The 22,627-nt window shown below is 60.1% G+C and carries 23 protein-coding genes; 8 read left to right on the forward strand and 15 right to left on the reverse strand.

All coding sequences use genetic code 11. The features are described 5' to 3' along the window. Nucleotides 1-28: 28 nt before the first annotated feature. Together RRF56_RS11790 and RRF56_RS11795 are read left to right on the forward strand one after the other, a co-directional pair. Nucleotides 29-703: an SEC59/DGK1/VTE5 family protein gene (locus tag RRF56_RS11790; RefSeq protein ID WP_317037837.1), complete on the forward strand. Its 675-nt coding sequence runs from the start codon at nucleotides 29-31 to the stop codon at nucleotides 701-703. A 125-nt stretch (nucleotides 704-828) separates the two neighbouring features. Beyond that, the gene (locus RRF56_RS11795) at nucleotides 829-1,314 is read left to right on the forward strand and encodes a hypothetical protein (protein ID WP_317037838.1); all 486 of its coding nucleotides are present in this window, start codon (nucleotides 829-831) and stop codon (nucleotides 1,312-1,314) included. A gap of 156 nt (nucleotides 1,315-1,470) precedes the next feature. On the opposite strand, the gene pip is transcribed toward RRF56_RS11795, so the two are convergent. Beyond that, nucleotides 1,471-2,418, reverse strand: a complete 948-nt coding sequence (pip, locus tag RRF56_RS11800) for a prolyl aminopeptidase (protein WP_317037839.1) — start codon at nucleotides 2,416-2,418, stop codon at nucleotides 1,471-1,473. Between the two features lie 847 nt (nucleotides 2,419-3,265). On the opposite strand from pip, the gene RRF56_RS11805 reads away from it, so the two are divergent. The 4 genes from RRF56_RS11805 (at nucleotide 3,266) to RRF56_RS11820 (ending at nucleotide 6,715) form a co-directional block, all read left to right on the forward strand. Beyond that, nucleotides 3,266-4,186, forward strand: a complete 921-nt coding sequence (locus RRF56_RS11805) for a hypothetical protein (protein ID WP_317037840.1) — start codon at nucleotides 3,266-3,268, stop codon at nucleotides 4,184-4,186. A gap of 32 nt (nucleotides 4,187-4,218) precedes the next feature. Beyond that, on the forward strand, nucleotides 4,219-5,814 hold the full coding sequence (locus RRF56_RS11810) for an NAD(P)H-hydrate dehydratase (RefSeq protein WP_317037841.1): 1,596 nt from the start codon (nucleotides 4,219-4,221) through the stop codon (nucleotides 5,812-5,814). A 27-nt stretch (nucleotides 5,815-5,841) separates the two neighbouring features. Further along, complete coding sequence (locus RRF56_RS11815; RefSeq protein WP_317037842.1) at nucleotides 5,842-6,447, forward strand: rhomboid family intramembrane serine protease; 606 nt, start codon at nucleotides 5,842-5,844, stop codon at nucleotides 6,445-6,447. Between the two features lie 64 nt (nucleotides 6,448-6,511). Then, nucleotides 6,512-6,715: a hypothetical protein gene (locus RRF56_RS11820; RefSeq protein ID WP_317037843.1), complete on the forward strand. Its 204-nt coding sequence runs from the start codon at nucleotides 6,512-6,514 to the stop codon at nucleotides 6,713-6,715. 143 nt (nucleotides 6,716-6,858) lie between these two features. On the opposite strand, the gene RRF56_RS11825 is transcribed toward RRF56_RS11820, so the two are convergent. The 6 genes from RRF56_RS11825 to trpD form a co-directional block, all read right to left on the reverse strand. Beyond that, nucleotides 6,859-10,941: a CHAT domain-containing protein gene (locus tag RRF56_RS11825; protein WP_317037844.1), complete on the reverse strand. Its 4,083-nt coding sequence runs from the start codon at nucleotides 10,939-10,941 to the stop codon at nucleotides 6,859-6,861. A 205-nt stretch (nucleotides 10,942-11,146) separates the two neighbouring features. Next, nucleotides 11,147-11,575 carry a DUF2281 domain-containing protein gene (locus tag RRF56_RS11830; protein WP_317037845.1) on the reverse strand — a complete coding sequence of 143 codons (429 nt, stop codon included), beginning with the start codon at nucleotides 11,573-11,575 and terminating at the stop codon, nucleotides 11,147-11,149. 8 nt (nucleotides 11,576-11,583) lie between these two features. Further along, nucleotides 11,584-11,916, reverse strand: a complete 333-nt coding sequence (locus tag RRF56_RS11835; protein ID WP_317037846.1) for a DUF6883 domain-containing protein — start codon at nucleotides 11,914-11,916, stop codon at nucleotides 11,584-11,586. 10 nt (nucleotides 11,917-11,926) lie between these two features. Continuing rightward, a complete protein-coding gene (locus RRF56_RS11840; protein ID WP_317037847.1) occupies nucleotides 11,927-12,343 on the reverse strand; it encodes a hypothetical protein in 417 nt (138 codons plus the stop codon). A gap of 89 nt (nucleotides 12,344-12,432) precedes the next feature. Continuing rightward, nucleotides 12,433-12,876 (reverse strand): hypothetical protein, encoded by a 444-nt coding sequence (locus tag RRF56_RS11845; protein WP_317037848.1) that lies wholly within the window; start codon nucleotides 12,874-12,876, stop codon nucleotides 12,433-12,435. A gap of 139 nt (nucleotides 12,877-13,015) precedes the next feature. Next, the gene (trpD, locus tag RRF56_RS11850) at nucleotides 13,016-14,074 is read right to left on the reverse strand and encodes an anthranilate phosphoribosyltransferase (RefSeq protein ID WP_410510597.1); all 1,059 of its coding nucleotides are present in this window, start codon (nucleotides 14,072-14,074) and stop codon (nucleotides 13,016-13,018) included. A 347-nt stretch (nucleotides 14,075-14,421) separates the two neighbouring features. Between trpD and RRF56_RS11855 the strand changes: the two genes are divergently transcribed. Together RRF56_RS11855 and RRF56_RS11860 are read left to right on the forward strand one after the other, a co-directional pair. Beyond that, nucleotides 14,422-14,919 carry an orange carotenoid protein N-terminal domain-containing protein gene (locus RRF56_RS11855; RefSeq protein WP_317037850.1) on the forward strand — a complete coding sequence of 166 codons (498 nt, stop codon included), beginning with the start codon at nucleotides 14,422-14,424 and terminating at the stop codon, nucleotides 14,917-14,919. Between the two features lie 306 nt (nucleotides 14,920-15,225). Next, nucleotides 15,226-15,657 carry a nuclear transport factor 2 family protein gene (locus tag RRF56_RS11860; protein WP_317037851.1) on the forward strand — a complete coding sequence of 144 codons (432 nt, stop codon included), beginning with the start codon at nucleotides 15,226-15,228 and terminating at the stop codon, nucleotides 15,655-15,657. 31 nt (nucleotides 15,658-15,688) lie between these two features. Here the strand turns inward: RRF56_RS11860 and RRF56_RS11865 are convergent, their stop codons facing one another. The 8 genes from RRF56_RS11865 to RRF56_RS11900 form a co-directional block, all read right to left on the reverse strand. Then, nucleotides 15,689-16,135, reverse strand: a complete 447-nt coding sequence (locus tag RRF56_RS11865; protein WP_317037852.1) for a hypothetical protein — start codon at nucleotides 16,133-16,135, stop codon at nucleotides 15,689-15,691. A gap of 113 nt (nucleotides 16,136-16,248) precedes the next feature. Then, nucleotides 16,249-17,853 (reverse strand): glycoside hydrolase family 3 N-terminal domain-containing protein, encoded by a 1,605-nt coding sequence (locus tag RRF56_RS11870; protein WP_410510598.1) that lies wholly within the window; start codon nucleotides 17,851-17,853, stop codon nucleotides 16,249-16,251. A 47-nt stretch (nucleotides 17,854-17,900) separates the two neighbouring features. After that, a complete protein-coding gene (rbfA, locus tag RRF56_RS11875) occupies nucleotides 17,901-18,377 on the reverse strand; it encodes a 30S ribosome-binding factor RbfA (protein WP_317037854.1) in 477 nt (158 codons plus the stop codon). Between the two features lie 36 nt (nucleotides 18,378-18,413). Next, the gene (locus RRF56_RS11880; RefSeq protein WP_317037855.1) at nucleotides 18,414-18,611 is read right to left on the reverse strand and encodes a DUF751 family protein; all 198 of its coding nucleotides are present in this window, start codon (nucleotides 18,609-18,611) and stop codon (nucleotides 18,414-18,416) included. A 268-nt stretch (nucleotides 18,612-18,879) separates the two neighbouring features. Next, the gene (locus RRF56_RS11885; RefSeq protein WP_317037856.1) at nucleotides 18,880-19,173 is read right to left on the reverse strand and encodes a hypothetical protein; all 294 of its coding nucleotides are present in this window, start codon (nucleotides 19,171-19,173) and stop codon (nucleotides 18,880-18,882) included. Nucleotides 19,174-19,416: 243 nt separating this feature from the next. Beyond that, nucleotides 19,417-20,391: an IS110 family transposase gene (locus RRF56_RS11890; RefSeq protein WP_317033747.1), complete on the reverse strand. Its 975-nt coding sequence runs from the start codon at nucleotides 20,389-20,391 to the stop codon at nucleotides 19,417-19,419. 254 nt (nucleotides 20,392-20,645) lie between these two features. Further along, nucleotides 20,646-21,689 carry an ABC transporter permease gene (locus RRF56_RS11895; protein ID WP_317037857.1) on the reverse strand — a complete coding sequence of 348 codons (1,044 nt, stop codon included), beginning with the start codon at nucleotides 21,687-21,689 and terminating at the stop codon, nucleotides 20,646-20,648. A 20-nt stretch (nucleotides 21,690-21,709) separates the two neighbouring features. Beyond that, on the reverse strand, nucleotides 21,710-22,558 hold the full coding sequence (locus RRF56_RS11900; protein ID WP_317037858.1) for an Npun_R2479 family HD domain-containing metalloprotein: 849 nt from the start codon (nucleotides 22,556-22,558) through the stop codon (nucleotides 21,710-21,712). Nucleotides 22,559-22,627: the final 69 nt, after the last annotated feature.

Raw genomic sequence — 22,627 nt, forward strand, 5'->3', positions numbered from 1 at the left:
CCACCCCACTATACTTGCTTCCCCTGCCATGATGGCCACTGCGCTTGTGCAACTTGGATTGGTAGCCGCCTGGTTAGCGGTAGTGGGGGGTGTGGCCGAAGGACTGCGCCGCACGGCCCACCTCGACACCGAAATCACCCGCAAGATTGTTCACATTGGCGCTGGCCACGTCATCTTGCTGGCCTGGTGGCTGCGCACCCCCACCTGGATGGGGCTGGCGGCAGCGGTAGTCTTTAGCGGTGTGGCGCTGCTGTCGTACCGGTTGCCCATTTTGCCTGGGGTCAACGGCGTGGGGCGCAACAGCCTAGGGACGTTTTTTTATGCCGTCAGCATTGGGGTGTTAACCGCTGTCTTTTGGCCCCCAGAGCTACCCCAGTATGCCGCTCTCGGCATCTTGGTGATGACCTGGGGCGACGGTCTGGCGGCGCTGGTCGGCCAAAACTTTGGTCGCCACCCCTATACAATCTTTGGCAACCAAAAAAGCTGGGAGGGGAGCCTCACCATGGCCCTGGCCAGCTTTCTGGTGGTGTTGCTAGTGTTGGGGCTGACGGCGGGGTTCACCGGGGCAATTTGGGCAACGGCGGGAGCAGTGGCGATCGCCGCTACCCTACTCGAAACCCTCTCGTTTTACGGCCTCGACAACCTCACGGTGCCGCTGGGGAGTGCCGCCTTGGCCTACGGTCTGATCAACGGGTTTGGATGACCTGCGCCTAGACGGACCATTAGCGATCGGGGGGATGCGTCAGGTGCTGGGTTTTTCGTACTATCAGGTAGTACAAGTTTTCGGATCGCTCGGTTGCCCAGGCCAGACCAGGAGTTGCTCAACCCGTGAATGCCGCCCGCCTTTCTCCCCTCGAACTCACCGATCGCGTGCTGTCTATGGCTACCACTGGGGTTTACCGGCAGTCTGTGTTTGAAGCCCTTGGCCCAGTGGCCACCCAGCGGCAGATCCGCGATGCGATCGCCCAGGCCAAGCAGTTTGGCCTCTACACCGTCTCAGCCCTGCGCGATGAAGAGCTCGGCACCTACTACCAGGTAGATTCTGCCAGCTACGAGTCGTTTCAAGCCGCCTCTAAAACCCTAGCGACCCAAACAACGCCAGACAATTTGGCCGAACAGGTCGTCGCTACCCACCAGGCCCTGCGCGCCATGCTCACCACCGTCGCGAGCAGCACCCTGGGCCTCGGTTTGCTCGGCGGCTGGTGCCTGCTCGATGGCCACACCCAACTGGGCCGAGGGCTATGGCTCGGGGCGATCGTCGCTGGCGGGCTGTGGGGGGTGCAGCGATGGATCGTGCGCCGGGCGTTGGGGTAGAGGGGTGGGGGGTAGAGGGGTGGGGGGTGGATGGGTAGGGGGTGGGGGTAAGTTATCTCTGGTTCTGCTGGGCGCATGCAATGCGCTCCTACGGTTGGCCCTGTGGAATCGGGGTTAGGCAATTTGGCTTTGATACCCACCCATCCACTCATCCACTCACCGCCTGGCAAACGCATCCGTCGCATCGATCAGCGCGCTGGCAATCCCCGGTTCCATCGCTGAATGGCCGGCTTCTTGCACCAGCACAAACTGAGCTTCGGGCCAGGCGCGGTGCAGCTCCCAAGCGGTGACGGGGGGACAGACTACGTCGTAGCGGCCCTGCACAATCACCCCAGGAATGTGGCGAATGCGGTGTACCTGGCGCAAAATCTGGTCGTCGGTGTCAAAAAAGCCACGATTGATAAAGTAGTGGCACTCAATGCGGGCAAAGGCCATCGCAAACTCGTCTTCGCCAAAGTGGTGCAACAAACCAGGATCTTGCACCAGTTTGCTGGTGCTGGCTTCCCAGACCGCCCAGGCGCGGGCGGCGGTCTGGCGCTCCTCCAGATTGTCGCTGGTGAGGCGACGGTAGTAGGCCGTCACCAGGTCATGGCGCTCGACCTCAGGAATTGGGGCAAGGTATTGTTCCCAGGCATCGGGGTAGAGGTAGCTGGCCCCAGCCTGGTAAAACCAATGAATTTCTCGCTGGCGCAGGGTAAAAATACCGCGCAAAATTAGGCCCTGGCAGCGATCGGGGTGGGTTTGGGCGTAGGCCAACGCCAAGGTGCTGCCCCAGCTGCCGCCAAACACCGTCCAGCTTTCAATGCCCAGGTACGTTCGAATTTTTTCAATATCGCTGACTAAAGCCCAGGTGGTGTTGTCCTCTAGCTCGGCGTGGGGCAGGCTTTTGCCGCAGCCCCGCTGGTCAAACAGCACAATGCGCCAGCGCCGAGGATCGAAAAACTGGCGATAGACCGGATTGACGCCGCCCCCGGGCCCGCCGTGCAGAAAGACAACCGGCTTGCCCTTGGGGTTGCCTGCCTGCTCTACGTAGAGTTTGTGTCGGTCTGATACTGCTAGGTATTCGGTTTGATAAGGCTCAAGGGGAGGATACAGTTGGCGCATGGCGATAGTGTAATGCGTCCAGAGAGAGATAGAACGAGCCACACTATAGCCCAGCATCCCAGCGCTGAAATCCCTCCCTAGCCTGCATTATTCATAACGCGACGGCAATGTCCGTCATTTCCGTTTTCACGGGAATCTATGCGAAGCAACCGACTCTCGACAGGATTCCCACCCCACGCCTTCGAGGGGGCAGGCTCTAGGCGGAAATGACAGCCTTGCCTATGCTCGTGAACAATCGGGCTAGGGGTTGCCTCAGACGTCCTTATTCCCTAGCCAATTGAGGTCTACTCAAGTCTTGGTGGGCTTGGCTGTCAGCGGGTGAGGCACTCAACATGTCATCCCCAGGAATTACTGCCGACTCCTGGGGCAAGTCTTTACCACTTGCCATTCTCCCGTTTGCGGATCGCGCTGGGTCAGAAAGGGGTTGGTCTTTAGGGGTTTGCTGCAAGGACTAGCCATAACACGCACTGTTGCTGAGTTGCCTCTATCGTAAGAAATGACACATCGACTACGGGTGACCCGCAGGTGCCTTCTCGGTGACGTCGTGGCGAATAACGGGTGATTTAGATCACACACATTTGGAGCTATTGCAGCATTGCGGCATACAGGTAGGACTCAAAACCGCAACGTCTCTCGTGGGGGCAAACGGTCGTTTGCCCCTGCGTCAATTCAGCAGCACCCAAATAAACTTGCGGTTCAACGCCCTGAGCTAAAAGTTTGGAATAAAACGATGCGGTTTTTGAAATCTGCGCTAACATCCTCAACACATATAGAAGGACGGGCAAAAAATCGTTGATGCTTGACCGTCTGCCGGTTCACAAAAAAATGGGCAGGAGTCGTGATGGCCATGCAAAATCAGTCAATGGCAGTTAAACAACGGGTGAGCGATCGCCGCCACATTTGGCAATTAATGCCGTTAAGAGCAGTGGCGATCGCCACCGCATTCGGGCTCAGTGTCGCCCCTCAAGGGTTTGCCCAAGGTTTTGATGCTGTTCCTCCTCTACCAGCTGGTGCCATGCCAGTGCCCGGTGCTGCCCTACCCCAGGTTCCCAGCAGTGGCCAACAGTATTTGATCTACGTTAACGACACCAGTGACGCCACTCTGCGACAGGTACGCCAGGTAGAGCCAACGGCCTTTCGTACGACTTTTCAAGGGCGGTCGGTGATCCAGGCAGGACGGTTTAATCTGTCTGGCAACGCCCAGCAGCGCATGAGCGATCTAGCCGCCCTCGGGGTGGCATCTCAGATGGCCCAGGTGGCTGCCGCCATTCCCTACTACGCCCAAACCCCGGCGCTGCCCAACAATGTCTACGCCTCCAACGGCGACCTGCCGCCCTTACCCGACGCCGCCTTTCCCCAAGGACCAGGGGGTGCCGTGCCCGTGCCCTCTCTGCCCCCCGGCGTTGCTCAGGTACCGGCCACTCCCGGCAATGTAGAGTTTGGTCAAGAACTCAACTACGGCACTCCAGTCGCTCCCCCGGCCGGAACGATCATGCCTCCGCCGACCAGCACTCCGCCCACGGAGTCGTTTAGTCAGCCCAGGGCTCCCTACTATGTGGTGATTCCCACCGATAGTTCAAACTTGGGCAATGTCAGCAACCAGGTGATTCAGCTGGGTACACCGCCCGATCGCGTGCAGCAGCGCACGGCCCCCCGGGGTCCCCACGTCGCCGTTGGCCCCTTTGCCGATCGCGGCCTGGCCAACCGCTGGAACGATTTCTACCGCGAAGCTGGCCTAGGCAATAGTCGCGTACACTTTGAACGGTAAGCACTGCCGTTTGAGTTGAAAAGCCAGCACCCATGAAATCTCAGCATCTGCCCAGCCAAACCTCTAGAGATAGGGAGTTGGCTGGGCGTTTTGATGGGGCGCTTGACTGGGTGGTCACCGCTGAGCACATGCGAGCGATAGAAGGGCACCTCTTTGAGCACGGCATGCCCGTCGCCGCCCTGATGGAAAAGGTAGCCGGACGGATTGCAGCCTGGATAACGGCGACCTTTCCTCGGCAGCAGTATGCCCAAGTAGGGGTAATCGCGGGGCCAGGGCACAATGGCGGCGATGCCTTAGTTGTAGCGCGTGAGTTAGCCGCCCAGGGCTACCGAGTACAGGTCTGTAGCCCGATCAATCGGCAAAAGCCGCTGACCGCTGAGCATCGACGCTTTGTCGACTATCTGGGCCTGACGGTGGTCGAGGGCATGTCCGACCTGGCCCCCTCTGACCTGCTAATCGACGGGCTGTTTGGGTTTGGCCTAGAACGACCGCTAGAAGGTGCGATCGCCGCTGTGGTTGAGGCCGTCAATGCGGCTGACTGTCCGGTGGTGAGCATTGACCTGCCCTCAGGCTTGCACACCGACACCGGGGCGGTGCTGGGCACGGCAGTGCAGGCTACCCACACCCTTTGCCTGGGCCTGTGGAAACGAGCCTGCGTTCAAGATCAAGCGCTGGCCTACCTGGGGCAACCCCATCTGATCGATTTTGATATTCCTCCAGCGGCGATCGCCGCCGTTCTAGACCCCCTGCCCCCGGTGCGGCGAGTGACGACGGCGACGGTGCGAGCCAAGCTGCCCCTGCCCCGCCAGCCCAATACCCACAAGTATCGGGTGGGGCACCTGCTGCTAGTGGCCGGGTCGCGGCCCTACGCCGGAGCAGCCCTGCTGACGGCCCTGGGGGCCAGAGCTAGCGGGGTGGGCATGCTCACCGTGGCGGTACCCGAGTCGCTGCGACTGATGGTGGTGGCCCAGATGCCTGAGGCGCTGGTGGTGGGTTGCCCAGAGACTGATAACGGTGCGATCGCCCAGCTGCCCGATGACCTAGACCTGAGCCGCTACGATGCGATCGCCTGCGGGCCAGGCCTCAGCCGCAGCGCCATGAACCCGGTTCAAGCGGTGCTCAACAGCGCTGTTCCCCTCCTGCTCGATGCCGATGGCCTCAACCTGCTGGCAGAGCAGGGCGCTACAACTACCCTGGCATCGCGATCGGCCCCCACAGTGATCACGCCCCACCGGGGCGAGTTTGAGCGGTTATTTCCTGGCACCCTGGGCGATGCATTAGATGCAGGGTCGGCGGCACAGGCGGCGGCAGAGCACAGCGGAGCGATGGTACTGCTGAAAGGGGCCTGCACGGCGATCGCCCATCCCGACGGCACCCTTTGGTATGTGCCCGAAAGCACCCCAGCCCTGGCCCGAGGCGGCAGCGGCGATCTGCTCACCGGGCTGATCGGCGGCCTGCTGGCCCAAGGCGATACCTCCCTCGCGGCGGCAGTGGATGCGGCTGTGGTCGGGGCCTGGTGGCACAGTCAGGCCGCTCGGGCAGCAGCGGGCGATCGCACGGTGCTGGGGGTCGATGGCACCCAACTGGCCCATTATCTCAACCCTACCCTGGCCCAGGTGCTAGCCTGAGAGGCAGATTTTTTAGGCGCTATCCCCTTGTTTGATCTGGATTTTTTGACCCTGCCCGAGGGCTTTCGCGAGGGCATTTTGCTGCTGGCCTACCTGCTGGCGCTGATGTGGGTGCTGGCTGTGGCCGATCTACTCACCGGGCGGCAGCTATTGCCCAAGCTGGCTATTGAGCCGCGCCGTCTAGCGGGGGTGCCCGGCATTGTGGTGGCCCCGCTGCTCCACGGCGGCTTTGGCCACCTGGCGGCCAACTCTGGGCCTTTGGTCATTTTAGGCAGCATCATTTTGCTTCAGGGGCTAGAGGTGCTGGGGTTGGTAACAGTGTTTTGCTGGCTGTTCAGCGGCGTGGGCATTTGGCTGCTGGGCCGCCCCGGCACCCGCCATCTGGGGGCCAGCGGCGTGGTGTTTGGCTACCTGGGCTATCTTTTGCTGCGGGGCTATTTTGAAAGAAGTCCGGGGGCGATCGCCGCTGCGGTGGTCGTGGGTCTGCTCTATGGCAGCGCCCTGTGGGGTCTGCTGCCGCTCCAGCGGGGCAAGTCGTGGGTGGGCCACGGTATGGGGTTTGCGGGTGGGGTGATTGTGGCCCGCAAACTCGACATCATGCTGGAATGGGTGCGGTTTAACTCTGGGTTTTAATCTCTCCCAGGACGCAGGCTCTGCGCCCCTACGCTAAAATCGCCAATCCAAATTCCAAATTCCCATGAGCGAATCGCCCTCCCATTTCTCCCCCGACGAGCTAGAGCGCTGGCGCTTTGGCTTGGCCCAGGCCAATCTCAACAACATTCTCTGCCACTGCCGCGACTGCGACGAAACCTGGATGGCCTCGGATGAGGAGAATCTAGTCTGCGGCTGCGGCAGTCGCCGGGTCGAGCACATTCCCTGCTGGCAGTTTCCCGATGGTTGAGGGGCGGCGAGGGGGTGGTGAGAAACCGGGTTTCTGCCTAGACTTGCGGATAGCGGGCTAAACTTTGCCAGAAACCCGGTTTCTGGGTGATGGGGGTGCTACGCAGAAAGATCCCAGGGTTCTTGAAGAACCCTGGGATCTGGTCACTCGTCGCCCAGGAGGGCTTGCAGGGTGTTGGGGTCGGCAATGCCCCGGAGAATGGCGCTGACAATCATGGAGTCCTCCATGTCGAGAGAGTCCCAAAGTAGAGATTCATCCCGTTCGCCGTTGAGAATACGGCGGATGGCGGCAACGAGGTTTGTCCAGCCGCTAGACTCGCGCTGTTGCAGAATGGGGTCTAGCTGGGCTTGCTGATCAGGTTGCAGGCTAGCCATGACCACAGCAGCAATGAGCTGACCATGCTGCCGTAGCTCGTGTTGGGTACCTGCGAAGGCGGCTTTGGCCTGCCGCGCCTGCTGCCGAAAGGTCCGCGCCTGGTCGGCCTGCCCCTGCTGCTCGGCAATCTTGGCCAGGATGGTGTAAGTGTTCCAAATTTGAGCGGCGGCGGGGTCGAGGGTTCGCTTAATGGCCAGGGCGGCTTCGGCGTGGTGGCGGGCGGTGGCCAGGGTGGCGGCGCTGGGGTGGGGCTGGCTCTGGAGGAGGTCGGCGAGGTTGTTGAGACGCTTGGACACACCTAGTTGATCGCCTACTGCCTTGCCTCCTGCGATCGCCTTCTCGTACCAGGCGATCGCCCCATCCACCCGCCCCGCCCCTTTATTCACCAGCGCCAAATTATTCCAGGTTTGCGCCGCCCCCGCCACATCTCCCCGCTCTTCCTTAATCCGCGCCGCCTCCCGGTAGTGCCGCTCCGCCTCGTCCCACTGCTGCCCCCGCTGGTACACCACGCCCAGTTGGTGCCACGCCACCGCTTCGGTCGCCGGTTCCCCCAGCCCCTGGAACGTGGTCAGCGCCGCCCGGTACCGGGTTGCCGCCGCCGCCAAATCTCCCTGCACCAGCGCCAGGGTGCCCAGTTGCCCTTGAATTGCTGCCACAGATCTCTCGTCGCCAATTGCCTGTATAAACTTCAAACCCTCCTCATAGGCCTCCTTCGCCCCGGCGTAGTCGCCCATGGCCGTCAACACATCTCCCAGGTCGGTGTGCAGTGCTCCCCGCTGCCGCTTCACCCCGTCGCTCTGCTCTAGCTGCTCCGCCACGGCAATCCCTTCCCGGTAGCGCTGGGCCGCCTGGGCCGCCTGACCCTGGGCCTCCAAACAGCGCCCAATTCTGCCCAGGGTCAAGCACCGCTCGTAGCTGGGCGTTTCCCCCAGCCCCTGCAAAACTTCGGCAAACACCTGCCGCGCCTCGTCGTAGCGCCCCGCTGCCATCAGCCCCTCCCCCTGGTTGCTGCGGGCCAAATACCAGTTGCGCGACCCCACCTCCCCTTGCAGCGCCGCCAGCTTTTGGGTTAGCGCTTGCCGGTCTTGCCCCAGGCCAAAGACATTGAGGAATAGGTTGACGTTATCTCCAAACGCTACAGCATCAGGGTCGGCGGCGGCGATGGCCTGGTTCACCGCCTGCATCAGGTTGGGCAGTTCTCGACGGGCAATGGTCCGCGCCTCCAGGGGGTTCTGGCGGTCTTGCTGGTAAAGCCAGCCCGAGAGCTGGTAGTAGCGCTGGCGGTGGCGGGTTTGCAGGTCCGACTGGGCGGCGGGGGACACCTGCGCCCACAGCATCGGGGCCAGCGTGGGGTGAAACTTCAGGTAGGGCACTCCAATGCCGGGGATATACTCGGCCTGAATGAGCCCAGTAGATTCTAGCGCCTGGCGCAGAGCAGGCCAGGTTGTTTCATCTGCCCCGTCGGCCAGTTCACTTTGAGGGGTGTTAGCCAGTATTTCAGCTAGCTCATCGACATGCTGTTGAGCAAACTGCTGAATTTGTTGAATTAGTTCTTCGGGTAGCTCTGCATTTTCCGGTAAATCAAGCCCAATTGCCCTTGCCGTAGCCCAAGGATCGTTGGCTTGCAGCGCTGCTAACAACTGCCGCCCTTGAGCAATTTCTGGATCCTCATCAGCTTGGCCTAGCCCAGTCACACTAAGCAGTACATCCTCCATTGCTCCCCCCTGGAACACCCCCAGCTTGGGCAACCACTGCCGCGCCTGGTCATCCAGCCGATCCAGCGACAGCAGCAGCGAGGCCACCAGGGGGTTCGGGGCTTCCCCCGCCTGTACTGGGCTGGTCTGCAATAGCTCAGCCAACCGTGTCCCCACCTCGGCAATGCGCCGCTCCTTGAGCTGCCGCGCCAGCAGGCCAATGGAAAGCGGGTGAAAATCCACCAGGGCAAACAGCTTCACCAGGGCGGCGCGGTCTGGGGTGGGGGTGGTGGCGGTGGGGGGCAAAGCCCACAGCGCCCTAAAGTAGGCCAGGGCATCGTTGGGGTAGGCGGTGCTGCCCAACCCCCGCAGCGGCAGGGCCAGGTGCTGGCGGCTGCCCTCGGTGGGGTAGGCGGGGTGGGCAAAAGTGGGCTGGCGGGTGGTCAGCAGCACCCGGCTGTGGCCCGCTTCGGACCAGGCTTTGGCGGCCTCCAGCAGGCGGCGCTGGGGCTCGGGCTCCAGCGCTTCCAGGTTGTCTAAAATCACCAGGGTGGGCGTTTGCCCTAGGTGCGCCGTGGCGGCGGCGGCATCGAGCAGGCTGTGCTCCAGCACCGTGGCCAGGGTGCTCACGGCGTAGCTCACCGGGGCCTGACCCTGGTAGGCGGCATAGTCCACAAAGCACACCCGCTCAAACATCCCCGTCTGGTGCAGCCAGCGGCCCGCCTCCAGGGCCAGGTAGGTTTTGCCCTGGCCGCCAAACCCCGTAATGCTGAGGCGGCGCGTGCCCCCCACAAAGGCCCGCTCGATCTGCCACAGCTCCCGACTACGGCCCCAAAAGCCCGCCTCCTGGCGATCGGGCAGGGTGCCGTCATTCCCTGGGAGGGCGTACTGTTGTGCGCCCCTACTTGTGCGGTTGGTCAGCAGCGGCGTATCTGCCCCGGCCTGGTACAGGGCGGGCAAAAACCAGTCCTGCAACCGCAGGGTGATCTCCTGCTGCTGCCCCCGCAGGCGGGTGCCCCGCTCAGTGTGGCGGTACAGGTAGCGGCGGGCGTTGTCCAGGGCTTCGCCCATGCCCTGGCCCCGGCCCAAGTATTGATAAAACTGGCCAAACAATGCCTCGGTGGCGGTCACCAGCACCGAGTGGGTCATCGCCAGCACCGCAGGAATGCCCCCGTGGGTGAGCCGTGCCGCCAGGCTGCCCAGCACGCCCGGGGCATCGGCGGCGGTGGGGTCATCCTCGGCAGCGCCCTGGCCCACCGCCGCCGATTGGCAGGCCGACAGCACCACCAGGCCAATCCGCTGGCGGTGCAGCATATCGCCCAGGGTTTCAGCGCTGATCAGCGCCGCCTTGCCCTCGGCGTCTTCAAACAGCAAGTAGCCCATATCTTGGGCCTCCTGGCGGCTACCCTTGGTCAGCAGCAGGGCATCGCTGCGTTTGGCGGCCTCCCACAGGTGGCCGTCGGCATCGTAGACCCCGTGGCCGTCGAAGTGCAGAATGTCTACCTGGGGTAGGCGATCGTCTTCGAGCCGCTGCACCAGGGCATCAAGGGTGGCGGGGCGCAAAAACTCGGCCTCTACCCGGCCAGCGGCCTCGGCGGCAATGGCCCGCAACACCGCCTGGGCCTCGCTGCGCGGGTCCATAAACCCGGCATCGCTGGGGCGGCTGACGACAAACAAAATCCGCGCTTGTTCCTGGGGCTGAAACCGGTAGGCCCGCCGCCCGCCCCCGGCCCCCGCCAGCCGCCGCCGCACCGAAATGCGGGGCGTTTCGTGCAGCAGGTAGGTGCCCGCCGGGTCGCGCAGCAGTTCCCAGGGCAGACCCAAAATCGCCGGGTGGCGGGCGCTAATAGTGATCAACCGCCCCGCTTCGCCGCTGTCCTGAAAGGTATTGAACAGCCGTTGGGCGGCCCGGTTGCTAAAGACGGCAGTGAACAGCGCCTCACCCCAGGCCTTGAGGTTGGCTTCAATGGCCTCGGCCCGCCGGTCATCCACATCGGCGGTGTACTGCACCGAGTAGACCTCCAGGTACCAGCGAATCTCCGCCAGGGCCGCCACATCGAGCGGCGATTCAAACGCCAGCGCCTCCGATTCCTCCTCCTCCAGCTTGATCACCACCTGGCTGGGGTTGGGAAAGCGTAGATTTAGCTCTAGGGCCATAGGTCAGGCGGCTGAGAAAAAAGACGAGAGTTGCCCACCACTATAGCCTTGCAAACTTTGACTGTCTGGTGGTGTCGTGGGTTTTGCGAGTAGGGCGAATGCCATTCACCCCTACAGTGGAAAATATTTTCCCGCAGCGTAGGGTGGGCAATGCCCACCATTGGGGAGAATGTTTTCCAGAAGTCACCTGAGCCAGATTCAGAACCTATTGGGTAACAGAAGAAGGGTGGGGGGCTGGTCCATGGCGTTGTTGCAAAAACTCGGCAAAGTCCTGCACCTCCGCCAGCAGCGATTCGGGCATGGCATCCAGCAGGCGAAACAGGTCACTTTTCACCGGATTGGGGCGATGCAAAAGATTCATGTGAGCTGCTTTCACCACCTCCACCCCCAGGGTTTCACGAAAGGCGCTGGGATGCTCATGGGTAGACCGCTTCAGCCCAGCCTCATCCTCCAGCACTACCCAGTCGCCAAATAGTTCAACTAAAAACGCCTCACCGGGCTCCAGCACCTCCACAATCGTCCCCGTAGTGCCGACCGGAGCCACCGCCCACGGCTCCAGGGCGTTGCTCATCTCCCCGCTGAGGGGAATCGCTTCGGTGAGCTGCACCTGATCAAATAGCTCAAATTGCTCCATTAGTTCTCTCACCTCCGTTCTGGAATAGCGGTAACAAACCGAGCGACGGTCTCCCCTGGGCGCACAATCCACCCTGTTCTGACCCACCAAACCAAACCAGTCTCTCCCTGAATGCGGGTAACAGCCTGGTAGCGATCGCCATACTGATCCTGCCGTTGAAAACTCAAGTCTGCCACAGTTACAGACCCCAAAATGGCAGCGTGGATGGCGGTAGGTGACTCGAACCCCATCACGGTTTGCCAAAACTTCTGCTTATTGCCGCCCTGGCCCGGCACCGTATCTCGCGTGAAGAGATAAACGGCTTTCTCAATAGGCATAACTAGCATTGTGGGCTGCGCCATGGGCTAGCGATCAGTCGCCAAACTCCTCGCAAAATGCCTTCAGACCAATATGGATGACGATCACCCCCACCGCCACCACCAGAGTTTCCAGCAACACACCGGTAAACCCCATCGCCACCAGCACCGGGCCAAAGTTTTTCACCACATCGCCGCTGGCCAGGTCTTTCCACTGCTGCCATTGGGCATTGAGGGCACCACCCTCCTTGCAGAGGTCAGCTTTGGCCGCTTTGCGGAACTTCTTTAGAAAGGTGACAGGCTGTTCTTTGGTGATACGCTCGATTGCTGAGGTCTGCTTGGCCAGGGGGGCGTCAGGTTCCTCTAGGCTGCGCTGCACTGAAGAACGGCAGGTTTGATCGATGCCCGCCAGCTCTTGGTCGATCGCAGCAGCTAGGGCCTGCACCTCTGGTTCAGAAAAGATGATTGCCATGGCTGAAGGGGAAGATTTTTCCTTAAGCTAGCCAATTGCGCTAGTTTTAGGTAGAAAACACAGGTTTTCTTTTAGCTGGCGCTGGCCAGTCAATCGTCCTTGACCCAGATATAGCGGGTAGGCTCGAATTCGACGTGTTTTTTGAAGTCGTGCACCATATGGTACAGATCTTCTAGAGTCGTGGTTTGTCGCCCCTCCTTCCAGGTTTTGCGATCCATGGTGCCGACAACGAGGTAATCGTGACCTACCAGGGGCGGAAAGATCTGGAGGCAAATTTTTCTTAGCAGCTCATCCAATTCATCTTTGTGGGCAATCAGGATGTCGCAACTGGGGCAGTAGCGACAGGTTTTGTTCAGGCTGACGGGCTGGGCCGGCTGAATCAAAATTAGCAGAGGCTTCTTGCGCAGATTGGTGGGGCGATCGCACTTAGGGCACCGTGTAAACCGAGCATCGGTGTGCGGGTTGAGAAAAAACTTATGCTCCGGGGGTAGATAGCCAAACTGCCCTGGTTTTCTGCCCTGTTTCTTAGCCATCTGAGGCTCCACTACGCTATGGCATAACGGTACAGCTTGCTAGAGAAATTGCGCTAGATCCATTTCGCCAACGCCGCTAAAGGAGCCGTCAGTCAAAGCCCTATCCACGGAGCAGAGCTTTGAGCGGGAGAGCATAGACTTAAGCCAAAAACGCCACCAGGGCTTGCAGCTTCTCCCAAGCAGCGCCGCTGGCGAGAATGTCTTGGGCCAGGGCGATACCTTCAGCAATGGAGTCTTCTAGCGAATCGGCTTTGACCTTTTCGCCCACTTTGAGGGCCATGGCCGCATTTAGGGCCACCACATCTCGCTGGGCCTGGGTGCCTTTGCCCTGGAGAATTGCCGTCATGATCGCCACATTTTCCTCCACCTCGCCGCCGCGCAGGGCGCTGAGGGAGGCAGCGGTCAGACCGAAGGCTTGAGGATCGATCGCAGCGCTAGTCACCTGGCCGTTCTCAACCACCGACACATCGGTTTTGTCGCCTAGACCCGCTTCGTCGAGCCGCTCGCGCCCGTGGAGCACGATCGCCTGAGGAATGCCCAGCTGGTTGAGTGCCTCAGCCATGGCGGGCACCACCGCTGAGTCATAGACGCCGATCACTTGGCCTGTGGGCTGGAGCGGGTTAACCAATGGCCCCAATAGGTTAAACACCGTGCGAATTTTGAGAGTGCTACGCAGGGGGGCCACGGCCTTCATCGCCGGGTGCCAGCCTCGGGCAAACAAAAACGTCACGCCCACGTCATCTAGCGCCGCCTTGACCCGCTCGGGGTCGGCCCCCAGGTTGACGCCCAAGGCTTCGAGCACATCGGCAGAGCCGACCTTGCTAGAGGCCGAGCGGTTGCCGTGCTTGGCCACCCGCACCCCCGCCGCCGCCGCCACAAAGGCGACGCAGGTAGAAATATTAAAGGTATGCGCTCCATCCCCCCCAGTGCCGCAGGTATCAATGCAGGGCGTGGCATGGTGAATTTTGCCCTCGCCGCCGAGGGACTGCCCCTGGAGCACCCGTGCCATGCCCGCCAGTTCTGCCGCCGACACGCCTTTGGCCTGGAGTGCCGCCAGCAGCCCCCCCGACACCACCTCGGGGATCGATTCGCTGAGCCAGCCGCGCATCAGAGTTTCGGCCTGCTCCTGGGTCAGCGATTCACCCGCGATCAAACACTGTAAGAGGGCTGACCAATCTTGGGCGGGGGCAGCAGGCATGGCTTGGGTCACAGCTTTGGCTCCTGGGTTAACGCGACAGATGAAGTATCAAAATCCATCTAACCCCAGAATGGCTCCTTTAGGCTATGCAGGCTGGGCCGAGACCGCGCGATCGCCCTGAATGATTCCATTAATCAAGACCTGGGCAGCTATGTCGATGCAACTATTCTCCCGCTCGAGAGGTCACTGCACCATCGACAAGGAATTGAGGAGACCGTAGCTACTGAGCCATTGAAAAACTCCGACAATGCATATTAGCTTCTCAAATACGAGATTCCTAAACATTTCGTAATTTTTTGTTACGGTAGATTTGCAAAGGCGATGTACTGATTTTTCTTGGAGGTTTTATGACCTACACCTTAAGCGCCCCTGGAACGGCCTCTGTCGGTCTTGCCACTCCTGTGTCTAGCGCCATTGCGGCCTTTAATAACCTAGCAACCGACGAGCAGTTGGGCCTGCTCTGGGTGCTGTATGACAATATGGGGCGAGCTATCACCCCAGCGGCTCCCGGTGCTGCCCGCCTGCAATTTGCCGAGGGTCTGCTGGCCCAGGTACGGGAGATGGCTCCCGCTGATCAGCTTCAGTTTATGCGTGACCTAGTTGAGCGCAAAAATACGCCAGCCACCCGCGCCTACGGCGTGCTGACCAACAACACCAAACTGGCGTTTTGGTTTCAGTTAGCCGAAGCGATGCGGGCGGGCACAGTCATTGCGGTGCCCGATTACTACAAAATGGGTGACGCCGCTGTGGCGCTGTTTGGCCAAATCTCAACGCTTGATTTTAACCAGCAGATTACGGTGCTGCGCCAAGCCGTTGTGGCGATGGGCGTAGACCCGCTCGCCTAGGTTCATAACCTCAAGCTGGGTTCTCTAACGGTGGCTATACTGAACCCTGAAGATTACCCCCGATTTGTAGGGGCGTAGCATGCTACGCCCCTACGGGGTTCCTGATTCGGGGCGTAGCATGCTATCCCTACGGGGTTCCTGATGATGAACCGGGGTTTACCAAATTGGATTTGGTATGACAGCGTCTAAATACCGCCCTTGGGGAACCCAGGCTGGCCTTCGGCGGTCATTAGCTTCTGCCAAAGGATAGACGTATTAGCGGGTGTAGCTCCGTACCTTGAAATCATTCATCTCAGGAGGATGACGATGGCGACTCGTACCGCTGAAGCAACTCTGAATCTAGCCGCGATCGCCCCTGTGGTCGATCGCTACTTCACGGGATTCAATGCCGAAGATTACCATGCCGTAGCCGACCTATTTGGGGCAGACGGAGTGCTATTTGCGCCCTTTGAAGACCCAATTGTAGGGGCAGAGGCCGTTTATACCTATCTGCAAGCTGAGGCGATCGCCATGCGGGCCACCCCCCTAGAGGCAGAGGTCACCCCCATGTCTGGGGAGGATCAGTCGCTGCCCGAGGATGGGATCCAACAGGTGGTGGTTAATGGCCGAGTTAAAACGCTGCTTTTCAGCGTCAGTGTGCGGTGGACCTTCGTGCTGACGGCAGCCAATACGATCCGCTCAGCCGAGATCAAACTGCTGGCCTCCCTTCAAGAGCTGATGGCGTTTGACCGGGGTTAGCGCGCTCAATAGGCTAATCATCACAGCCGCCCTAAGCGGCCTTGGGCACGGCTGTCTGACCCCAGGCAGCCGTGATTAGCGATCGCCCCAGGTTCAAATGCTCGGGGGCAGATTGCCAGTCGGGGTGAGCGGTCAGCAGCAGCGACTCTAGAGATTCGGCGTCGAACAGGTGCCACACCTCATGGCCCGTAGAGTGATCGGCGATCGCATAGCAGTTGAGAGCCACACAGTGAATCACAAGGCGATCGCTCAGCCCGGCGGGCAGGGTCAGCTCTTGGCCAATGGTTAAATTTCTAAAATTTCGAATGGCCTGCTTAAATGCCTCTGCACTCTGGGCTGATAGACCCGACAACACCCGCAGCGATCGCTGATCACCATTGACGTAAATCCAGTAGCGGCGCAGGGGATCAATGCCCTTTAGCCAGGGAGAGTCGTCGTCGAGGCGATACCGGGGGGTCAAAGACAGTTCAGAGAACATGGCGTTGGGTCGTAGTCGACACCTTTAAGCATCCGACAACTAACCAATTTTTCTCAATTCGCCGCAATAAAAGTATAGGAAGGCTGCAAAAACCGTTACGTTAGCCTTTACAGTTAGTCGGTAAATTCGCGACTGTCCACAGCGGCAGTTGCAGTCGGCAGCAGGGCAGGCAAGATTAGGCCTTGAGCCAGGGGCATTTGCCCGTAGGTAAACCCGTGGGGAATGCCCTCTAAGCGGGAGCCCCAGTCGGCGAAAACATAGGGACTGCCGTAAATGACGACGCCCCGTAGCAGGCCAGCCGCCCGCAAAGCATCGATCCAGGTAGTGGCTAGCTGTAGCAGGTTGGCCGATCCCCGAAAGGGGTTACCCCGCACAAACACCTGCACCAGACTGGGCCGCAACTCGTTCTGAGGCCACTGCTGACAGCCCTGGGTATCGAGGAGCTTGAGCCGAAAATGATGGCTTTGGGGCCAGGCGATCGCAGCGGCGGTGCGGTCTAAAAAGCGGCAGCCTACTGCGTCATCGACCATCACCAGGTTGTCGCCGGGGGCGGCAGCCGTACAAGGCTCTACCTGCCCCTGCACCGTCATTGAGGCCGTTAGCAGGTCAGCCGCTAGCTGTCGAGTAGCGGGCTGGGCCAGGGCTTGAAGCTGGATCGGGGGCGGCGGCAGGTGTTCCCAGGCGTGGCCGGCACCGTCGGCAATCAGCGCTGGTGCCGCCTTTTGCTTGGCGCGCCAGAGGCGTTCTACGCTGGCCAAAATGCGCTCTGGGGCAATGCGGCCCCGGTTCACCGCCTCTACTACCGCCGCGATCGCCCCCTCAGGATCACCGGGCATCAGCAGTACATCGGCCCCGGCCTCTACCGCGAGCACCGCCGCTTCGTAGGGGCCGTAGGTGCGGGTAATCGCCCCCATAACCAGAGCGTCGGTAACAATTAGCCCGTCAAAGCCCAACTGCTGACGCAGTAGCCCGCTTAACGTGGGGGCCGACAGCGTAGCCGGATAGCGATCGTCTAGGGCCGGAATGCTCAGGTGGGCCGTCATTATCGCATCGACCCCGGCGGCGATCGCCCGCCGAAAGGGCTCTAGCTCCAGAGTTGCTAAGCGATCTAGCCCGTGGGCCAGCACCGGCAACTCGAGGTGCGAATCGATGGCGGTGTCGCCGTGGCCCGGAAAGTGTTTGGCCGCAGTCAGCACCGGCTGGGTTTGGGCTCCGCGTAGAAAAGCCTGGGTGAGAGCACTCACACTGGCCAGATCATCCCCAAAAGCCCGCACATTAATGACTGGATTTTTGGGGTTGTTGTTGATGTCAACTACCGGAGCCAGCACCCAGTTAATGCCTAGGGCCAGGGCCTCGGTGGCGGTGGCCGCCCCAAAGGCTTCGGCGTAGGCCAGGGCGGTGGCCAGATCGCGCTCGGCTACCGTCGACAGGGCCATCGGTGGCGGAAACCAGGTCGCACCGCTAAACCGCTGACCAACTCCTTCCTCAATATCTGCCGCAATGAGCAGCGGCACAGTGGCCTGGCCCTGAAGCGTCTGGGTTTTAAATCCCACTTCGGCAGCGCTGCCGCCGAGCAAAATCACCCCGCCCACGCCCAGTTCTTCTACATAGCGGGTTAGGGTGGCGCTGTCGGCCTCCCAGGCAGGGTAGCGAATTTCGTGATCAAACAAATGGCCTGAGGCCCGCACCACCACCATCTGAGCAACCTGCTCGGCCATCGATAGGCGATCGGGGGCGGGCAGGCGGGTAGTGGCGATCGCCCAATTCACTCCTCTTCGTCCTCAGCGGTGGGCATGGCATCTAGGGCAGTGAGTTCAGTAGCGTCACTGCTACCCATGGCGATCTCAGAATCAGCTTCAAACAACTCGTCGGTCAAGCCCTTTTCGGCTCGCTCCTGGCTGAGCTGATTAATCAAGGAGAGCACCTTGGTGCCCCGCTCCATCCCCAGGTCTTGCTTAAAAATGATCTCGGGGGTGCGCCGCAGCCGCAGCCGCTGGCCCAGCTCACTACGGACAAAGCCGGTAGCCGCATTTAGGCCCTCCATGGTCTCCGCCTTGGCTTCGTCGGTGCCATAGATGCTGACAAAGACCTTAGCGTGCTGCAAATCACCAGACACATCGACATCGGTGACGCTCACCATACCGGCTCCTACCCGGTCGTCTTTGATGTCTAGCATCACCATCTGGCTGATTTCTCGCTTGATCAGCGAAGCCACCCGCTCTACGCGACGATTGTTGGGCATTAGGTCTGTACTCCTGAATGTAATTTTCTCAACCCTCTAGCCCAGACCTAGCATGGCGCGCAGCGTAAAGGTCAGAAACAAGAACCCGGCTACCACAGCGCCAATTAGCGCGATCGCCGTAGCAGGCCGCTGAAGCAACGGCACCAAGGGCTGCGCGGCGTTTAAGAACACGCCCAGGGTAAAGGAAATAAAGTAGCGAGGGTAGCGGGAAACGTTATCAAAAAAATCTTTCATAGGGACAGATTGGCACGTTAGGCGATAGCAGCAGCGCAGGGGTGATCAGGTGCTTGCTTCACATCCTACCGTAAGAAATGTGGCCTTTTGGGTCGAAAGACTGAGCCAAAACCCGCCTCTGTGGTCAGAGCCCCGGCGGTAGAGCAACAGTCTGCCCCGCTCTCAACGTCAAGATAGCCAATCGGCGATCGCCCTTTTTGCAGCGATCGCTACCCCCAAAGGACCGGCTGGCCCACGCAAACAAAACCTCTACATCTTGCCTAAACCGCTACAGTCGAGTACGTCGACCGACCAAGAGCCGGTTCAGCAGCGCCAAGATCAGGGTAAACACCGTAGCCCCAATAATCGACCAAATAATTGGAAACGACTGGCCGCCAATTTGCAAGGCAAACAGCTCCGGCAGCCCCAGATTGCGGGCCATGAGTAGCCCCAGATAAGACCCGATAAAGCCCACCACAATTGAGGTCAGGCATCCCCCCGCCGTATAGCCTGCCAACGATTGACCAATACCGCCACAGATGGCGGCGACAACCAACAGCACCAGTAGCTCGATTAGCCCCATAGCCCTTGCCTCCTCCCTCGCGCTCAAACCACAACGGTCGCAGCATAACCGTTAGGTAGAGGTTCAGCATGTAGCGCCAGATATAGCTCTAACGAGAGAGCCGGTTCTCTAGGCTAGAAACTAGGTCACCGTAGCGATTATCTTCTTTGTCAAGCTCATCCTGCTATGCGATTAGCCTCGGCGGGATGGCAGCGGAAATCAAGCCAGGAGCCCTGCCTGCATCAGACAGAGTCTTGCTGTTCCTTATGTGGCGGCGGGCAGGGAGCAAGCCGGAGCCTGCCAGAGGGTGTCATGTTCTACCATGGCATTGAGAATAATCACCAGTTTGTGCATGCAGGCCACCAGGGCAACCTTTTTGAGTTTTCCCCGCTGCAGCAGGCGCTGGTAGTAATCGCGAATGACCGGATTATGGCGAGTGGCGACTAACGCGGCCATGTAGAGGCCTGTGCGCACGGTGGCTCGACCGCCGCTAATCATCCGCTTACCCCGCATCTGGCCGCTATCGCGGTTGAACGGGGCGAGGCCACACAAGCTGGCTAGGCGCTTCGCTGAGATCTGTCCTAACTCGGGGAGTGAGGCCAAGAGGAGCCCCGTCGTCACAGCCCCAATACCCGGCACACTGGTGAGGATCTCGCGGGTGCGCTGCCACTGATCGCTCTGGGCGATGAGCTGCTCAATCTGGGTATCGAGGTCTTGGATCTGTTGCTTGAGCCAGTCAATATGCTGCTCAATGCTCTGACCCGTCCTGGCTCGTGCTGAGCGTTGCCGGGCTTTTTCGGCACTCATCATCTCGACGAGTTGCTGCCGTCGCGTGACGAGGTCTTGAAGGTGTTGACTGGCCTCACTCGCCATCGCCCGTACCTCTGGACGGATGGCATCGGCAAAGTGAGCCAACACCTCGGCATCAATTTTGTCTGTTTTAGCCATGCGCCCCGTGGCCCGGGCAAAATCACGCACTTGACGTGGATTCACCACAACGGCGGGCCAGCCCTCCGCCATCAACGTTCGCGCCGCCAGGGCTTGATAGCCCCCGGTCGCTTCCAGCACAATCAGACTCGTCTCGCGACGAAACGCCGTTAACGCCTGTAGCAACTCTCTTAAACCAGAGTCACTGTTGGCCACCTGAACGCTTAATCCAAGTGGACGGACGTACACATCTAAGGTGCGCTTGGATACGTCAATGCCAACCCATTGATGCGCTTGTGATAGTTCAGTCATGGTTGTATCCACCCGTGTAGGAGGTTAATCTGACATCACTCGTCCTTGCTCGATACGGAGTCTAAGCTCCTGGCGATTTTGCGAGTTAACTTCAGAGGTGTGCAGCGACCCATGCTACGTTCGGTTTTGGACAACCTAGGGTGGGACGGTCTGCCACACACCTCTAAAGATACAAGGGTGGGCAGCCCACCATTGGGGAAAAAGTTTCCCAGAAGACGCCTAAAGGAGCCCATTGCCGCTCAGCGCCTGGCTGATTACTGCTTGAGCGTGCGCGGGTCGAGGGCATCGCGCAGGCCATCGCCCAGCAGGTTAAAGGCCAGGGTAGTCACCACAATCAGAATTGCCGGGGGCCACACCAGCCAGGGTTGCAGTACCAAAATCGAGGCATTGGTGGCCAGGGTGAGCATGTTGCCCCAGGAGGCATCGGGCTGCTGAATGCCCAGGCCAATAAAGCTCAGCACCGCCTCAGCCAAAATAAAGCCAGGAATGGCCAGGGTGGCGGCAATAATACCGTAGCTGGCCGTCTGGGGCAAAATGTGGCGGGTGATGATGTAGAGCGATCGCCCCCCCATCACCTGGCTAGCCTGGACAAATTCTCGCTCTTTGATCGACAGCACCTGGCCCCGAATTACCCGCGCCAGCCCGGCCCAGCCCACCAGCGACGTAATCAGCACGATTAGCAAAAACCGCTGGGTGCTAGAGATGCCCGCCGGCAGCACTGCCGCCAGAGCCACCAGTAGATAAATACTCGGAATCGTCATCAGCACTTCGACAAAGCGCATCAGCACGCCATCGACCGCGCCGCCAAAGTAGCCCGCCATGCCCCCCACCAGCATACCCAGCGGAAACGAAATGGCAATGCCAATCAGCCCGACGCTGAGGCTGACCCGACTGCCGTGGATCAGGCGGCTAAACTGGTCGCGGGCCTGCTCATCGGTGCCTAGCAAGTTAATCCGGGCGGGGCCAGCGGTGTCAAACAGGGTGAGTCGCCCCTGGTCATTGCGGTGCAAGATCCGCAGGGCCGAGGGTTGGGTGCGATCGACCACAATCTCCCGCTCCCCGGTCTCGATATCCACCGGCCCCTGGGTGGTGGGGTAGACATGGGGAAAGAACCGCCCGGTCTCGGCGTCGCGCCAGTAGACCTGAGTAGGGGGCAACAGCGACCCATTGAGCTGGGACTCGTAGGGGCTGTAGGGGGCAAAAAAGTCGGCCCCCAGCGCTACGCCGTAGAGCACGATCAGCAGAATTGCGCCCAGCTGAGCTAGGCGATTGGTTGTAAGCTTGCGCCACCAGGTCATAGGCCGATTGCAGAAGGGGGTTAGGTGTGGATTACGGTTTGCTCGTTCTCCACCATAAACACGTTTGAATAGAGGTTAGCAATAATTTGCTTCCCTTCTTGAGTGAGCGACAGATAACGCAGCCCGTCTTGGATGTAGGGATGCACAACTTTCCAGTAGAAGGTGGGGTAGTTGGCCCGCAGATCGCCGGGGTGCTGATAGCCCAGGTGCTGGTTTTGGCCGGTCTCTTCAAACTCGTAAAACAGGGCAGCAATCTTTTTTAGGTAGCGGGGATCGCTAAGTTGGCCAATTAAGTCTGCCGCTCGCACCAGCCCAGGGAAGTTTTGAGTATCCTGGTGGTCTTCTTCTTTGGGCACCGGAAAGCGGGTCAGTTCGATGTTGTGCTTAATCACCTTGGCATCGATCACCGGGTTGATGCCAAACCGCTCTTCGATGAAGCGCTTGCCCCGGTCGACGTGGTAAGGGGTGAGGGAAGCGTCGGAGGCCCCAGGCTGGAGCATGACCATTTCGTCGCCCTGGCCAGTGGAGTAGAGGTGGTTGCGGTCTTGGTCGTTGCGGCACACTCCTTTGACATAACCAATGTCGTGGCACACCAGGGAAATGATGAAGTGCATCCAGTCTTTGCAGGTGACGCCCCCCTCCCGAATGTGCTTGCCCCGCAGAATCTCTTGGCCCACCAGGGCCACCAGCACGGTGTGCTCGACGTTGTGGTAAAGGGCGTCGCTGTTGGCGATATTCTCTAGCGCCATGCTGCCCGCCCAGGCAATGATGTCTTCGTAGTCAGGGTTTTGACCGCCGTAGGTGCGGTGGTAGCCAATCCGGAGCTTCTCTACAAAGTCACTGATGAGGATTTCGGTAGCGTTAAACATTCCCAAGACCTGCCTTTTTGAGTTCGAGCCGCTTGAAGTCGTGCCGCTGGCGTGAGGGTAGCAGTGACG

This window comes from Nodosilinea sp. E11, assembly GCF_032813545.1.
In the GTDB taxonomy this organism is placed as follows: domain Bacteria; phylum Cyanobacteriota; class Cyanobacteriia; order Phormidesmidales; family Phormidesmidaceae; genus Nodosilinea.

Excerpts from the sequence above, each read along its gene's own strand:
- RRF56_RS11880 (WP_317037855.1), bottom strand. The coding sequence starts at position 18,611 with ATGAAAGATTTTTTTGATAACGTTTCCCGCTACCCTCGCTACTTTATT.
- pip (WP_317037839.1), bottom strand. The coding sequence starts at position 2,418 with ATGCGCCAACTGTATCCTCCCCTTGAGCCTTATCAAACCGAATACCTA.
- RRF56_RS11890 (WP_317033747.1), bottom strand. The coding sequence starts at position 20,391 with ATGACTGAACTATCACAAGCGCATCAATGGGTTGGCATTGACGTATCC.
- RRF56_RS11845 (WP_317037848.1), bottom strand. The coding sequence starts at position 12,876 with ATGGCTAAGAAACAGGGCAGAAAACCAGGGCAGTTTGGCTATCTACCC.
- trpD (WP_410510597.1), bottom strand. The coding sequence starts at position 14,074 with ATGCCTGCTGCCCCCGCCCAAGATTGGTCAGCCCTCTTACAGTGTTTG.
- RRF56_RS11860 (WP_317037851.1), top strand. The coding sequence starts at position 15,226 with ATGGCGACTCGTACCGCTGAAGCAACTCTGAATCTAGCCGCGATCGCC.
- RRF56_RS11835 (WP_317037846.1), bottom strand. The coding sequence starts at position 11,916 with ATGGCGCAGCCCACAATGCTAGTTATGCCTATTGAGAAAGCCGTTTAT.
- RRF56_RS11855 (WP_317037850.1), top strand. The coding sequence starts at position 14,422 with ATGACCTACACCTTAAGCGCCCCTGGAACGGCCTCTGTCGGTCTTGCC.
- RRF56_RS11790 (WP_317037837.1), top strand. The coding sequence starts at position 29 with ATGATGGCCACTGCGCTTGTGCAACTTGGATTGGTAGCCGCCTGGTTA.
- RRF56_RS11885 (WP_317037856.1), bottom strand. The coding sequence starts at position 19,173 with ATGGGGCTAATCGAGCTACTGGTGCTGTTGGTTGTCGCCGCCATCTGT.
- RRF56_RS11805 (WP_317037840.1), top strand. The coding sequence starts at position 3,266 with ATGCAAAATCAGTCAATGGCAGTTAAACAACGGGTGAGCGATCGCCGC.
- RRF56_RS11825 (WP_317037844.1), bottom strand. The coding sequence starts at position 10,941 with ATGGCCCTAGAGCTAAATCTACGCTTTCCCAACCCCAGCCAGGTGGTG.
- RRF56_RS11830 (WP_317037845.1), bottom strand. The coding sequence starts at position 11,575 with ATGGAGCAATTTGAGCTATTTGATCAGGTGCAGCTCACCGAAGCGATT.
- rbfA (WP_317037854.1), bottom strand. The coding sequence starts at position 18,377 with ATGCCCAACAATCGTCGCGTAGAGCGGGTGGCTTCGCTGATCAAGCGA.
- RRF56_RS11810 (WP_317037841.1), top strand. The coding sequence starts at position 4,219 with ATGAAATCTCAGCATCTGCCCAGCCAAACCTCTAGAGATAGGGAGTTG.
- RRF56_RS11840 (WP_317037847.1), bottom strand. The coding sequence starts at position 12,343 with ATGGCAATCATCTTTTCTGAACCAGAGGTGCAGGCCCTAGCTGCTGCG.
- RRF56_RS11870 (WP_410510598.1), bottom strand. The coding sequence starts at position 17,853 with ATGGCCGAGCAGGTTGCTCAGATGGTGGTGGTGCGGGCCTCAGGCCAT.
- RRF56_RS11895 (WP_317037857.1), bottom strand. The coding sequence starts at position 21,689 with ATGACCTGGTGGCGCAAGCTTACAACCAATCGCCTAGCTCAGCTGGGC.
- RRF56_RS11820 (WP_317037843.1), top strand. The coding sequence starts at position 6,512 with ATGAGCGAATCGCCCTCCCATTTCTCCCCCGACGAGCTAGAGCGCTGG.
- RRF56_RS11900 (WP_317037858.1), bottom strand. The coding sequence starts at position 22,558 with ATGTTTAACGCTACCGAAATCCTCATCAGTGACTTTGTAGAGAAGCTC.
- RRF56_RS11865 (WP_317037852.1), bottom strand. The coding sequence starts at position 16,135 with ATGTTCTCTGAACTGTCTTTGACCCCCCGGTATCGCCTCGACGACGAC.